This window comes from Lysinibacillus sp. NPDC093712 (genome assembly GCF_050280025.1).
Lineage (GTDB): Bacteria > Bacillota > Bacilli > Bacillales_A > Planococcaceae > Lysinibacillus.
On record NZ_JBNNUU010000001.1, the window covers coordinates 525084 to 537725 of the forward strand.

Genomic DNA, 12642 nt, shown 5'->3' on the forward strand with positions numbered 1-12642 from the left:
CGTATATCTATTTTTCACACTATTCAATAAAATACTTTTTCCAAGTCGAATAAGTTTGTGAAAAAATGAGCAATCGGGGTCTGGAAAATGTTATATTAAAATAATTCACAGGTGCTTGATTCATCTAATTATGAGAAAGGAATGATGCTTTATTGTGAAGGTATTAATTGATGCTGATGCCTGTCCAGTCGTGGATTTAGCGCTATCTATATCATCTGAGTTTGAGATTGAAACTATCTTGTTTTGCGATACATCACACCGTATTGAACGTGATAATGTAATAACAATTATTGTGCCGAAGGGGCCAGATTCGGTTGATTTTACGCTAGTGAATGCGCTTTCAAAATATGATATTGTGATTACGCAGGATTACGGTTTAGCAGCCATGGTTTTGGCACGAGGAGGGTATCCAATAGATCAAAATGGTAGGGAAATGTCTAGTGAAAATATCGAACGTTTGCTCGACATGCGCCATGTGGGGCAGAAGATTAGACGCGCAGGCGGACGAACCAAGGGACCTAAAAAAAGAACAAAAGAAAACAATATGTTGTTCGAATTGAAATTTCGACAAATTTGTGAACGAGCAATTTTAGCACAAAAAATGGAGGGGTCCGCAGATGAAAAGTAAATTAAAAACCGAAATATTTCACCTATATCCGAAACTAGAAAAGATCAAAAATAGGGATACTGTTTTTTGGGAAAACACAAAATGGATGAAAAAAGCGAGTACAACTCTCTTTTCAATAGAAGAGGTTGACGATGCGGAAGAAACGCTAAAACGCTTTTCTTCCTATTTAATTATCGCATTTCCTGAGCTAGTAGAAAGCAAAGGGCTGATTGAGTCCTCTATTCAACAGATTGATGAAATGAAGCTAGCACTTGAAAAAGAGTTCCAAATATCGATTCCTGGTCAAATATTTTTGAAATGTGATCATGCGTTGCCTATTTCGGGTTCAATCAAGGCGCGAGGTGGTATCTATGAAGTATTAAAGCATGCCGAGCGATTGGCCATTGCGAATGGTAAGTTGAAAGTAGATGATGATTATGCGGTGTTTGCCACAGAAGAACTACGAACGTTCTTCCAGCAATACACAATTGCGGTAGGCTCAACAGGAAATCTAGGTCTTAGTATCGGCATAATGGGCAAAAAACTAGGGTTCAATGTCGTTGTACATATGTCGAGTGACGCTAAGGAATGGAAAAAGGCATTATTAAGAGAAAAAGGGGCAACGGTCATTGAATATGAGGCAGATTATAGTGTCGCTGTAGAGCAGGGAAGACAGGAAGCTTCGCAAAATCCAATGTGCCATTTTATTGATGATGAGAATTCAAAAGATTTATTTGCGGGCTATGCAGTAGCAGCGAAACGCTTAAAAGTCCAATTACAAGAGGGAAATATTCATGTGGATGATGCATATCCATTGTTCGTTTATTTACCATGTGGTGTTGGTGGTGGACCTGGTGGGGTCGCATATGGTTTACGAGAATTGTTTGGGGAACATGTTCATATTTTCTTTGCTGAACCAACCGCGTCACCTTGTATGACAATTGGGCTCATGACTGGCTTACATGATGAAATCAGTGTAGAAGATATCGGCTTGGATAATAAAACAGAAGCAGATGGTCTAGCTGTCGGACGTGCTTCAAAATTCGTTGGAAAAGTGATGGAAACATATATTAGTGGCTGTTATACAGTGAAAGATGAAGAATTGTTTACTTCACTCGGTTTAGCCATGGACAGCGAACGGTTATTTTTAGAACCATCTGCACATGCGGGGATGTTAGGACCGATTCAGTTGATGAAGAATGGGCGAGATTATTTAGAGAAGCATCATTTATTAGATAAAATGGAGCAAGCTACACATCTTGTCTGGGCAACAGGGGGCAGTATGGTGCCACAGGAGATGCGTGAGGAATATTTTAAAAAACTTGTTAGATAGTTTCATACAGTAAAAATAGACTGCTGATCGATTTTATCGTCAGGCAGTCTATTTTTGTTAAAGTATGTGTTATTTCAGTTGTGCCTTTAAAAACACTTTATGCGCTGCGTTAACACCTGCACCGGGCTCAAAGTCGTAAGAAAAGTCTTGTAGTGCCGCCTCCATTAAAGAAACCGCTTGTAAAACATCACTAGGGAAGCAGTAGCCCATATGGCCAAATCTGAAAATTTCTCCTTGTAAATGACCTAATCCACCCGCAAAATCTAGATGGTATCTTTGTTTAAGATGTGTCAAAAATTCACCTAATGCAATCCCTTTAGGAGCCATAATTGCTGTAATTGTAGGCGAAGCGTATTCATCGGCTGTCAAAAGCTCAATATTAAGTGCTTTCATCGCACTACGTACCATGTTTTTCATCAGTTCATGACGGGCAACAGTTTGAGAAAATCCACCTTCTTGTTCAATGAGTTTACACACTTCCTGTAGCCCATAAATTAGTGTAATGGCAGGGGTATTTGGTGTCATACCTTTCTCTGCCCAATTGCGATAGCTTAATAAATTCAAGTAATAAGATGGCGCTTTATTTTCTTCAATGACCTTCCACGCCCTGTCGCTTACACTAACGAGAGAAAGTCCAGGTGGAAGCATCATCGCCTTTTGTGAGCCTGTTACGAGAATATCAATGCCCCATGCATCCATTTCAGCAGGAGCACCACCAATACAGCTTACGCCATCAACAATTACTAACGCATCACTTTCTTCACGAATAACCTGTGCTAATTCTGCAATTGGATTTAAAATACCTGTTGAAGTTTCATTATACGTAACGAAAACGGCTTTAATATTTTGCAAAGGTTGTAAAAAGTTACGTAACTCTTCAGCTGTGCATGCTTGTCCCCATTGTTTCGCAAGCTTATGTACGTTAAAGCCATATTTTTCACAAATCGAAACGAAGTAATCCCCAAAAGCGCCTACCGTAATGACGACAACTTCTTCACCTGCACAAACTGTATTGACAGCTGCTGCTTCTAATGCAGCTGTACCACCAGATGGAAGCAATAAAATGTCCTGCTTAGTGCCAAAAATAGGTTTAACGAGCTCAGTTGTTTCACGATATAGTTCCACAAATTCATTGCTTCGATGGCTGAAGATATCTCGGTTCATCGCAAGTTGAACCTTTTTTGGAATAGGTGTTGGCCCTGGATGTCTTAAAATATTTTCATACATAATTAAAAATCCCCTTTGCTTTAAAAGTTAGAAAGTCTAAATTTTCTAACTATAATATAGCATATCCTACGTAATTCCTGACCTTTTTTTAAAAAATATTGGAAAGATGAGGAAAAAGTGTCTGACGCTGAATTGCATCAGATAGGAACAGAAGAACGTACCTAAGCACAAAAAACTCCTCTTTCAGTTTTCTAAACGAAAGAGGAGTTATAGGTTTATTAATGCGGAAACCTATACTATGAATGGGCGTTTCATACGCATTAAGCCATAAATGGCAAAGAATAAGCCGCCAGTAATAAGTGATAAGATCATATAGAGAACAGCTTTGCCGGTATCGCCAGTCCAACGATATAAGAGACGATAGGAGTAATAAATCCAATAGCAAAACATAGCAAGGGACGCGATTATACCAACAACAGGAACGAAGGAAACGATAAATAGACCTGCATAAATTAAGGTCGTTTTTTTCGCTGCAGCACGAATTGTCACATCATCATCACCGTTAGCAGTTAGTAGGAATAGGCTGTAAATGTTTATAATAGGAATCCACGCGATATAAGCTATATCGCTAAAGCCATTTGTTTTAGATGTCATAAAATAAATTAGTGCATTCACAATATAGCCAATAATTAATAATACAAAAAATATTAAAAAGAACACAACCATGAAGCCACCAAAGACTGCATCATAATCACTATAATACGGATCATAATAATTCATCAAAAAACCTCCCTTTCAACAGATTTAATAATCACTTATGGATGTTAAATCCATACCATTTCCCACGAAATTTTTAGTATTATTCCAAGATGAATGGACTAACTATTTCAGAGAACATTAAATCACTTTATGAAGTTCGCCAGTTTTTCATGCTTTGTAAATAGAAAATACACTTATTTTAGTAGAAATTGGTATAATTATTGTCAGTTGAAAAAGGTGGAGGTAACGTCTGAAAATGTACATGTGTTAAAGCGAGAAAATGTAAGGCGTTTGATAGAAAGCCGCAATCAATCAGGTGTGGAATTTTTACACAAAGTGATATTGAAGCTATCTATACGAAACTACTGTCTCAAATGCAAGTATCAGAGGTGTAAAAGCGCAACATCTTCAAACCATACAACAGAAATTAAAAAATTAGTACGGATTTTCGATTATAATAAGGCATAGCTTTTCTACGGAAAAATTACATACAAAAATTTTTGATAAATCTAATTCCCCCAAGATTTATCTGCAAGACAAAAGGAGGGCAGTTTGCATGTGTAGTCCAATTTAAAAATCACCCATTTTAATGAATTTCATTTCGTGAAAAATGGGGGAGGAAAGTTTACATGAACAGTCCAATTTAAAAATCACCCATTTCGATAAATTTAATTTCTTGAAAATGGGGGTTTATTATGAAATTGGGTAGAGACTTTTCATTATTACTGATCGGTCAATCACTGGCAAATATAGGTGATGTTTTATATATAGTGAGCATTATTCATTTAATTTACGTTGTAACGGAATCGGCTATTGCAGCATCATTTGTGCCATTTACAATTGCTTCATCAATGTTTGTATCAAGCATATTGACTCCGCTTTTGTTTGAAAAGGTGAATTTAAAATGGTTAATGGCAGGCTCGCAAATAGGAAAGACATGTTTATTATTTTTATTAGGGCTACTGTTATATGTAACAACAGCAACTAACTTTTACTTGTTGTTTATTGTTATAAGTATGATTGCATTTCTGGATGGCTGCGCGAATCCAATAAGACAGACATTGGTTCCACATTATGTGAAAGACGAACAATTATTGAAGGCAAATGGCATTGACGAAGCAGTCACTCAATTTATTCAAACAGTTATGTGGTTCGTAGGTAGCCTATTCTTACTTTTTCTAAGTTCCCAGCAAGTAGTTTGGGTAGTGGGCTGTTTGTTTACAGTGGCCAGTATTGTCTTATGTCTGTTAGAAAATGTTGACCATCAATCACTTGCACAGCAAGGGAAAATAGAACAAGTTATAAAAGGCTGGAAATTACTTTGGCATACGCCACTGTTAAGAAGAATTGTTTGGATAGATTTTCTCGAATCGATTGCAGGTACGGTTTGGATTGCTGCAATTATATTGGTATTTGTCACGGATGCTTTACAAGTTGACGAGCAATGGTGGGGCTTTTTGAATGGCACATTTTTTGTAGGTTTAATAGCAGGAAGCGTTTATTGTGTTAAATATACATCTTTTATTGAGCGGCAATTAGCGAAAGTGATGTTTATTGGTTCTTTGTTTATGTTTATTGCAACGATTTTGTTTAGTATTAATAGTATTCCAATTATCGCATTATTACTAACTTTTTGCGTTGGGTTTTTTGGCCAAATAAAGAGCATCCCACAACATACGGTTATTCAAACGAGTGTCCCAAAAGGAGAACTATCCTCTGTATATACTTCTTTAAGTGCGATTTCAACGGGGGCATTTGGCATTTCCTCTCTAATGATGGGAATAATTGCAGACGTTATAGGCGTAAGACTAGTCTTTTTGATTTCGGGGCTGTTACTTGCTGTCGTAAGTGTCATTATAGTGAAAAATAGGCATTTGTTTAGTCATAAAATTATTAAATGATAATAAGCGAAAGAGGCTCACATTTCTACTATTGGATGTGAGCCTCTTTTTTTGGATACTTTATTTAAATTTAAAGGTTTCGTAGTTGATGTCAATATCGCTACTGTCGGATTTAAAATGCTTGATAAAGTACTTCACCATTTTCTCAGGGCCACACAAAAAGATGCTCGTATGCACTGGTACTGAATAATGATCGAAAGTAAGTCTGTCCATGGTGGTCGTATCGATAAAATTCACTTTAAAATGCTTATTGTTTTCTGCGTATTTTTGTAAAAAATTTTTATAGATAGCATCGTTTTCTCCACGGAACGTGTAAAATAATTCAATTTCGCGATCAGTAGGTTGCGATTGTAAATACGATATAAAAGGCGTAATGCCTACACCACCAGCTATCCAAATTTGTTGTTGATAACCTTTGTCAAAGTTTAGATGACCGTAGGGGCCTTCAATGGATACTTGTGTTTGCAATTGTATTTGTGTATTTACCTTTTTAGTAAAGTCGCCAAGTGCCTTAATCGTTATAAAAATTTTATGACCATCTCCGCCTGAAATGGAGAAGGGGTGTGGTGCTTTTTCTAAACCATCTTGGAATATTTTTAAAAAGATATACTGACCATCACGATAGGGGAATTTTCGATCTAATGTTAATTCTAATTCAACTGCGCTAGCACCCATCTTTCGAATGCCAGTAACGTTACCAGTATGTTTAAATTGCATATCTTGATACATTGTAAGCATATATAAAGCGGACATTGTCCCTATAATGGCAGTTATCGCAGTAAAAATACCGAGGGGTGTCACTTGAAATAAATCATATTTGCTTGAAAAGTAGACATGGTAAAGGCCAAGAGCATACGGTAAAAGCAATAAACGGTGAATATAGCGCCAATGCTCATATTTCAGGAATTTTGCTAATAGTGCAATGGCGATTAGCCCGATAAAGCCATATTGCGCAAGCTCACCAAATTTCTTTGCTAATTCATTGAGCGGAGTTTCTACCCCTTTATCCCCATGTGGCACTAAATCTTGCAATTGACTGTGTAAAATCACTAGCCCTAATGATAGAATCGCCAAATACTTGTGATATTTATAGACATGCTCTAAGCCATGAAACCACCGTTCAAGAATTTTACTTCTTGTGGCAAGTAAAAAAACAAGGAAGAATCCTGTAATTGCCATGCCCCCAACAATATGACTGAGCCTATTTAACACATGTAAAGTTTCAATTGGCTTCGCCGAATACCATAGTAACGCACTCCCAAGCATCGTGATGAAAATAAATAGCATTCCTTTATACGTTTTCATAGCTCCCTCCCGTAGTCATTTTTCACGTTAGACCTACTAGATATACAATAGCTAATTGAATTATTTCAAAATTTTTTGGTTCGCTTTGGAGAATTTCAAAAGTAGTCAACGTAAAGTAAAAAAATAAAACATATGTTTGGAATGTATGTTCTCTTTTGGAGGAGAATATGTTACATTAGGAAAGTAAAATTACAGTACATAGAGAGGGAGTAATTATGCAAGGGAATACACACATTATTGGAGGCATCACGGCTAGCCTTGCCTTTGCTCAAATTTCAAATGATAATCCATTCGTATTAGTTGGAGCTGGTATTATCGGTGCATTAATTCCGGATATTTGCCATGGCGGAAGCAAAATTGGGCGGACATTTCCCATCATTTCAAAAATTGTTAACAAGCTATTTGGACATCGTTCCTTTACACATAGTTTACTGTTTTTGTTCCTTGTAGCGACACTGTTACACGCAATAATTCCATATGAATCGATTATTGCAGGACTTTTAGTAGGCATGATGAGTCATATTGTCCTCGATATGGGGACGAAACAAGGGGTGAAGCTATTTTTCCCGATAAATATGTCAGTGCGCTTTCCTTTAACAACGAAAACTGGCGGAAAAGTAGAAAAGGTTGTTTTTACATTATTATCGGTACTTTCTCTGTATTTCGGCTATGAGCTAATTAGTCGATTCGTTAGCGTCATATGAACAATAAAGCCCTTGTGTGAGACTATTCTCAACACAAGGGCTTTTGAATTTTTATGAATTGTAGTGAATTGTGTGGGTGCCAGGCACCTATTTTTGAATCTCTTCTACAGTTTGCTCTACTTCAGCGCGCGTCATTTTTTCACGACCTTCTTGCATCGCTTTTAATGTTTTATGGGCTAAAGCAAGCGGAAGACGACAGAACAATAAAATCGTACGCTTATTGATTGCCTTCATATAAAGATCTGCTTTCGCTAGGTTTTCCTCGGCATAGGCAAACAAGTCTTCTCGTGTCCAACCGTCCGGCACAAAGCTTACACCACGCTCGTCTAAATCCTCATGCTGATTACGTAAAATATTGACTGCTTGTAGTCCACGACCGTAGCCAATTGCTAAATCGCGATCTGTTTGCACGTCTGCACCCCATGCCCATAACTCTGACAGCATTGTCCCAACGAGTCCTGCAACATAGTATGTATAGTCGTCCAAATCTTCACGTGTATGCACTTGCCAATTTGCTTTTGCCCATTTTGCCATGCCATATGCCATTTCACTTGTAGATGCTTGGACAATTTGTCGAGAGCCGTCTGGGCAAAATGTTAGCCAATCCGCTAAACGAAGGGAAACTTCGGGTAATTGTTTGGCGTATGGAGCTAGTAATGTATTATAGGCTACTGCATCGAACTCTTCTTTTAATAATTCACTTGTTGCGGAAAGTAAATCGAATTTCACATCATTCGAAAGTTCTTCATGGTCTTCGATTTCGTCAATGGCACGCATCGCTAAATATGCAGCAGCGACTGACATTTTTAAATCATTTTTTAAAAAAGTAATCGGTATATAAAATGTGCGACTCGTTTCTTTTAAAACTTGCATCGCTTCTTTATAAAGTGTTTTTTGATCTTTCACGTATTTTTCCTCCGTTCAAATAGTCAAGCCTCAATGTATATCGTATCGCAAAATTGAGGAAAGTGAAAACAGATTGTTCAAATATCGGTCATATTCTTTGAAAACGCTTCAAAATTATGATAAAGTTTAATAGTAAACTATTTAAACATATACAGTTCAATAAAAAACTGCATTAGTTTTAAAGTGCTAGGCGACTGTTTGTACTTAAAGTACATAACAACGCTAAATACGCTTAGGCGAAACAGAAGAGAGAGGAAGTTTTTTTAATGGGACGTTTAGACAACAAAATCGCAATTATTACAGGTGGCGCATCAGGAATGGGCGCTTCAATGGCAGAGCTATTCACTAAAGAGGGCGCAATCGTAATATCTGCTGATATTAACGAAGAAAATTTAGCAAAAATTTCTGAATTAGAAAACGTAGAAGGCATGAAATTAGACGTTTCTTCTGATGAAAACTGGGCTGAATTTACAAAAGCAGTTGTTGAAAAATATGGTCGTATCGATATTTTAATCAACAATGCTGGTATTTCTTCACAAAAATCTCCACAAGATATTACAGACCAAGATTGGGCTATCATGCACAAAATTAACTCATTCGGTCCTTTCTTAGGAATTAAACATGTTTCTAAATACATGAAAGAAGCTGGAAAAGGCTCAATCGTTAATACATCATCGTACACTGCTATTATCGGTTCTGGCTTAAACTCTTATACAGCTTCAAAAGGTTCTTTACGCGCAATCGCACGTGCAGCAGCTGCTGAATTAGGTAGATCTAACATTCGTGTAAACACAGTATTCCCTGGTGTAATTGAAACACCAATGACTGCTAACATCGGTCAATTCAAAGAAGCAATGGACATGTTAGTTCGTGCTACTCCAATGGGTCGTCTTGGACAACCAGAAGAAGTTGCAAACGCTATTTTATTCTTAGCATCTGATGAAGCTTCTTACATCACAGGTGGCGAGCTTGTCATTGATGGCGGATATTCTGCACAATAATTTGCTTTTTTAGAATGTTATAATAAAAAGAGTCGACTGTTTTAACAGCGGCTCTTTTTTTGCATAAAATGTAAATGTTTGTTGTATTTATCTATTAATTTTGCTATTTTTCATGTTTTTTTTCATGAAAGTTTGCCAAGTTATTGCACAATCATTTCAACAGCGGTAAAGTTTAGGGAGGGCGAATATTCACTTGCGCCTCGGCTTAATTATCGCTGACGTTTCGCTTTCGCGCAGAACCAGTGTGTCAGGATTTTGAATTGTGCATACACAATAAACTCCTTTCGAAATCGTTGACAATCGCCGGAGGCATGAACTTTAATCAGTTAGCGTTTAGACACTCACTGAATAAAAGAGTAAACTAGTATTCATCTAACCATCTATTTAGGTAGGAAAAATTTTTCTGCTGAATAAAGTTAAAGGAGAATGGTATGCCAAAGGCTATAGGTATTGATGCAGGCGGCACATTGACGAAGGTTGCCTACTTAGACGAGCACAACGAACTTGTTTTAACAACTTTTCCGTCAAATGATTTGCAGACTGTAATGGAGTGGATTAGAAATAATCCAGATATTGAGGATATTGGTGTTACGGGGGGACGTACAGAACAATTACTTGATGTCATAAAAACAATGAAATCGATTCATTATATAGTAGAATTTGAAGCTACATTGAAGGGTGTTCGTTTTTTACTAAATAAAGAAGGATATTACTTTGAGCGTAGTATGATTACCAATATCGGAACGGGAACTTCCATTCATTATATGGAAGATAATACACATATTCGCGTTGGTGGTACAGGCGTAGGCGGTGGGACATTGATAGGATTGTCAGCGCTTACAACAGGGATTACAGATTACAATGAAATCCGTGAGCTGGCTACACGAGGTAATCGTGAAGGTGTAGATTTACTTGTAAAAGATATTTATCAAGGAATGGATACGCCAATTGACGGGCATTTGACTGCAAGTAATTTTGGTAAGGTCGGTATTACGGAGGAAGTGAAACATCCTCCAGAAGATATTATTGCGACTGTGCAAGGACTTGTTGGTGAGGTTATTACTACGCTAAGTATTCAATATGCCGAGGAAAAAAATACGCAGCATATCGTTTATATCGGCTCAACTCTTAGTCATAATGACCACCTTACACATGTGATTGCCAATTATACACGGACGAAAAAACATACACCTATATTTATCAATGACCACGGTTTTTCAGGTGCAGTTGGTGCTTTACTTAATATAACTGAATATACAATTGTCTAAATGACAAATAAAAATGTACATTACTAATGATTATTGGTGATGTACATTTTTTCTATGTAAAACAGAATGGAGAAGCTTTTTGTTTATAATCTCCAGTGTTTTTGATTGCAAATCTTGCCATTGTATCTTCTCCCATTGAAGTTTTCCCCAAAGCATAATTCGTTCACTCCTGAGCAAATTACAAGTAGGAGGTGAAAAGGCTATGGGCAATAGAAATAACAAAAACAGCAAAAAAACAATGAATGCAAGGACACACAATCCTTTTGGAACTTACAAAAGTAAAGACCTTGATGACAGTAATAGTAACAACAATAACCCAAATGATAATCTAAATGAAGAATTCAGTGCGGAATTTGATGCCAAAGCGAAAAATAAAAACAATAAAACCAATCATGATAAAAATCAACAATCTAATAAAAAGAGCTAAATTGGAGGGAGTTAACAATGGCAAAGAAAAGTAAAACAAGCTTTAAAAAGAAAAAGAAGGAAGATACACATAAAAGAAATGATCGGGAAGAATATTCAGCAGAATTTAATAAAGTAATTCATAATAACCCTCAACAACCAAGTACAAAAAGACCCTAAAAAATTGGATGCTCCAAAGATAACATCTGGAGCATTTATTTTTTGTAGTTAAAGCAAAGCTATACCGAGAATTACATAATAAGAACAGTGCCATTTTCTTCAATTAAGCTGAGAAACATAATGATTTTTTGTTTGTTGCACATTCTATAAAAAGAAAGGAGCTCAAAACATGCGCAAATTACTTGTAGCACTTGGAATTTTTATGATACCTCAAGCCGTGCCACTACACATTCTGGATGCACATGCCGAGGTAACGCCTGCCTATGCTAAATGGGGGAAACTCGCTATTGAAAAGACACAATCATCATACCCCAATTCAAAAATTATTGACTACTTACATGAGGGTAGTGAAGTGAATGAAGAGGCAACCATTGAAAAATTTAAGCTTTGGTTAAAAGATGGAGACAAAGAATTCGGTGTTTATGTAAGAATTAAGTATACGACTGAAACACAAAAAGTGTTGGATGTTGAGCTTCAGGAAACAGCTAAATAGAGGATGCCCAATTCGGCACCCTCTTCATCTTTACCCTTCTACTTTTTGAATAAATTCACGCATTAATCCAGGTAAATCAGGCCAAGCGTGCCCACTAACAAGGTTGCCATCTGTGTGTAAATTTGCGTCGATATACGTACCACCCGCTACTTGGACTTCTGGTTTGCAGGCAATATAGGCAGTAAGTTCACGTCCTTTAAGTACATCTGGAATTGTTGCAAAAATTTGTGCCGCGTGGCATACAGCAGCAATAGGTTTATTCGCCTCAAAGAAATGGCTCACAATCGCTGGGACATGCTCATTTAATCGAATGTATTCAGGTGCGCGACCACCAGGGATGATTAATCCATCAAATTGTGTTGGGTCGATATCGGCAAAGGCTGCCGTTGCTTCTAAGCCATAAGCTGGACGCTCTATATAAGTGTCCACACCCTCAACAAAATCATGACAAACGGTTTGTAGTTTTTTTACTGACGGTGCAGCAATGGACACTTCGTAGCCAGCTTCTAAACAACGGTAATATGGATAATAAATCTCCAATGCCTCTACAGCATCGCCTGCGATAATTAGTATGTTTTTTCCCATGTTCCCATCTCCCTTTTTATAAGTCTAG

The 12642-nt window shown here is 37.2% G+C and carries 14 protein-coding genes; 9 read left to right on the forward strand and 5 right to left on the reverse strand.

The genetic code is table 11. From position 1 onward, the window contains the following. Nucleotides 1-154: 154 nt before the first annotated feature. Complete coding sequence (locus ACQKNX_RS02710; RefSeq protein WP_427427451.1) at nucleotides 155-628, forward strand: YaiI/YqxD family protein; 474 nt, start codon at nucleotides 155-157, stop codon at nucleotides 626-628. Then, complete coding sequence (locus ACQKNX_RS02715; protein WP_427427452.1) at nucleotides 618-1940, forward strand: D-serine ammonia-lyase; 1323 nt, start codon at nucleotides 618-620, stop codon at nucleotides 1938-1940. The genes ACQKNX_RS02710 and ACQKNX_RS02715 overlap by 11 nt, the downstream gene beginning before the upstream one ends. A gap of 69 nt (nucleotides 1941-2009) precedes the next feature. On the opposite strand, the gene ACQKNX_RS02720 is transcribed toward ACQKNX_RS02715, so the two are convergent. Both ACQKNX_RS02720 and ACQKNX_RS02725 read right to left on the reverse strand, forming a co-directional pair. Beyond that, nucleotides 2010-3167 carry a pyridoxal-phosphate-dependent aminotransferase family protein gene (locus ACQKNX_RS02720; protein ID WP_427427453.1) on the reverse strand — a complete coding sequence of 386 codons (1158 nt, stop codon included), beginning with the start codon at nucleotides 3165-3167 and terminating at the stop codon, nucleotides 2010-2012. Nucleotides 3168-3398: 231 nt separating this feature from the next. Beyond that, nucleotides 3399-3887, reverse strand: a complete 489-nt coding sequence (locus ACQKNX_RS02725; RefSeq protein WP_427427454.1) for a hypothetical protein — start codon at nucleotides 3885-3887, stop codon at nucleotides 3399-3401. Between the two features lie 674 nt (nucleotides 3888-4561). Here ACQKNX_RS02725 and ACQKNX_RS02730 point away from each other — a divergent pair. Next, a complete protein-coding gene (locus tag ACQKNX_RS02730) occupies nucleotides 4562-5767 on the forward strand; it encodes an MFS transporter (RefSeq protein WP_427427455.1) in 1206 nt (401 codons plus the stop codon). 60 nt (nucleotides 5768-5827) lie between these two features. On the opposite strand, the gene ACQKNX_RS02735 is transcribed toward ACQKNX_RS02730, so the two are convergent. Further along, complete coding sequence (locus ACQKNX_RS02735; protein WP_427427456.1) at nucleotides 5828-7072, reverse strand: ferredoxin reductase family protein; 1245 nt, start codon at nucleotides 7070-7072, stop codon at nucleotides 5828-5830. A gap of 215 nt (nucleotides 7073-7287) precedes the next feature. Here ACQKNX_RS02735 and ACQKNX_RS02740 point away from each other — a divergent pair, with 215 nt between their 5' ends. Beyond that, entirely contained in the window at nucleotides 7288-7776 is a 489-nt protein-coding gene (locus tag ACQKNX_RS02740; protein ID WP_427427457.1) for a metal-dependent hydrolase, read from the forward strand. Between the two features lie 87 nt (nucleotides 7777-7863). Here the strand turns inward: ACQKNX_RS02740 and ACQKNX_RS02745 are convergent, their stop codons facing one another. Further along, nucleotides 7864-8682: a squalene/phytoene synthase family protein gene (locus tag ACQKNX_RS02745; protein WP_427427458.1), complete on the reverse strand. Its 819-nt coding sequence runs from the start codon at nucleotides 8680-8682 to the stop codon at nucleotides 7864-7866. 266 nt (nucleotides 8683-8948) lie between these two features. On the opposite strand from ACQKNX_RS02745, the gene ACQKNX_RS02750 reads away from it, so the two are divergent. The 5 genes from ACQKNX_RS02750 (at nucleotide 8949) to ACQKNX_RS02770 (ending at nucleotide 12029) form a co-directional block, all read left to right on the forward strand. Next, complete coding sequence (locus ACQKNX_RS02750; protein WP_427427459.1) at nucleotides 8949-9683, forward strand: SDR family NAD(P)-dependent oxidoreductase; 735 nt, start codon at nucleotides 8949-8951, stop codon at nucleotides 9681-9683. 431 nt (nucleotides 9684-10114) lie between these two features. Beyond that, a complete protein-coding gene (coaW, locus tag ACQKNX_RS02755) occupies nucleotides 10115-10951 on the forward strand; it encodes a type II pantothenate kinase (RefSeq protein ID WP_427427460.1) in 837 nt (278 codons plus the stop codon). A gap of 202 nt (nucleotides 10952-11153) precedes the next feature. Next, nucleotides 11154-11378, forward strand: coding sequence for a hypothetical protein (locus ACQKNX_RS02760; RefSeq protein WP_172771013.1), 225 nt, complete (start codon nucleotides 11154-11156; stop codon nucleotides 11376-11378). 17 nt (nucleotides 11379-11395) lie between these two features. After that, complete coding sequence (locus ACQKNX_RS02765) at nucleotides 11396-11536, forward strand: hypothetical protein (protein WP_340824972.1); 141 nt, start codon at nucleotides 11396-11398, stop codon at nucleotides 11534-11536. Nucleotides 11537-11705: 169 nt separating this feature from the next. Next, nucleotides 11706-12029 carry a DUF3889 domain-containing protein gene (locus ACQKNX_RS02770; protein WP_427427461.1) on the forward strand — a complete coding sequence of 108 codons (324 nt, stop codon included), beginning with the start codon at nucleotides 11706-11708 and terminating at the stop codon, nucleotides 12027-12029. Nucleotides 12030-12059: 30 nt separating this feature from the next. Here the strand turns inward: ACQKNX_RS02770 and ACQKNX_RS02775 are convergent, their stop codons facing one another. Next, nucleotides 12060-12614: a DJ-1/PfpI family protein gene (locus ACQKNX_RS02775; RefSeq protein ID WP_427427462.1), complete on the reverse strand. Its 555-nt coding sequence runs from the start codon at nucleotides 12612-12614 to the stop codon at nucleotides 12060-12062. Between the last annotated feature and the right edge of the window lie 28 nt (nucleotides 12615-12642).

What these genes read in the sequence shown, in the direction of transcription:
- ACQKNX_RS02735 (WP_427427456.1), bottom strand. Translation starts at nt 7,072, where the DNA reads ATGAAAACGTATAAAGGAATGCTATTTATTTTCATCACGATGCTTGGG.
- ACQKNX_RS02750 (WP_427427459.1), top strand. Translation starts at nt 8,949, where the DNA reads ATGGGACGTTTAGACAACAAAATCGCAATTATTACAGGTGGCGCATCA.
- ACQKNX_RS02770 (WP_427427461.1), top strand. Translation starts at nt 11,706, where the DNA reads ATGCGCAAATTACTTGTAGCACTTGGAATTTTTATGATACCTCAAGCC.
- ACQKNX_RS02765 (WP_340824972.1), top strand. Translation starts at nt 11,396, where the DNA reads ATGGCAAAGAAAAGTAAAACAAGCTTTAAAAAGAAAAAGAAGGAAGAT.
- ACQKNX_RS02775 (WP_427427462.1), bottom strand. Translation starts at nt 12,614, where the DNA reads ATGGGAAAAAACATACTAATTATCGCAGGCGATGCTGTAGAGGCATTG.
- ACQKNX_RS02725 (WP_427427454.1), bottom strand. Translation starts at nt 3,887, where the DNA reads ATGAATTATTATGATCCGTATTATAGTGATTATGATGCAGTCTTTGGT.
- ACQKNX_RS02760 (WP_172771013.1), top strand. Translation starts at nt 11,154, where the DNA reads ATGGGCAATAGAAATAACAAAAACAGCAAAAAAACAATGAATGCAAGG.
- ACQKNX_RS02730 (WP_427427455.1), top strand. Translation starts at nt 4,562, where the DNA reads ATGAAATTGGGTAGAGACTTTTCATTATTACTGATCGGTCAATCACTG.
- coaW (WP_427427460.1), top strand. Translation starts at nt 10,115, where the DNA reads ATGCCAAAGGCTATAGGTATTGATGCAGGCGGCACATTGACGAAGGTT.
- ACQKNX_RS02720 (WP_427427453.1), bottom strand. Translation starts at nt 3,167, where the DNA reads ATGTATGAAAATATTTTAAGACATCCAGGGCCAACACCTATTCCAAAA.
- ACQKNX_RS02715 (WP_427427452.1), top strand. Translation starts at nt 618, where the DNA reads ATGAAAAGTAAATTAAAAACCGAAATATTTCACCTATATCCGAAACTA.
- ACQKNX_RS02740 (WP_427427457.1), top strand. Translation starts at nt 7,288, where the DNA reads ATGCAAGGGAATACACACATTATTGGAGGCATCACGGCTAGCCTTGCC.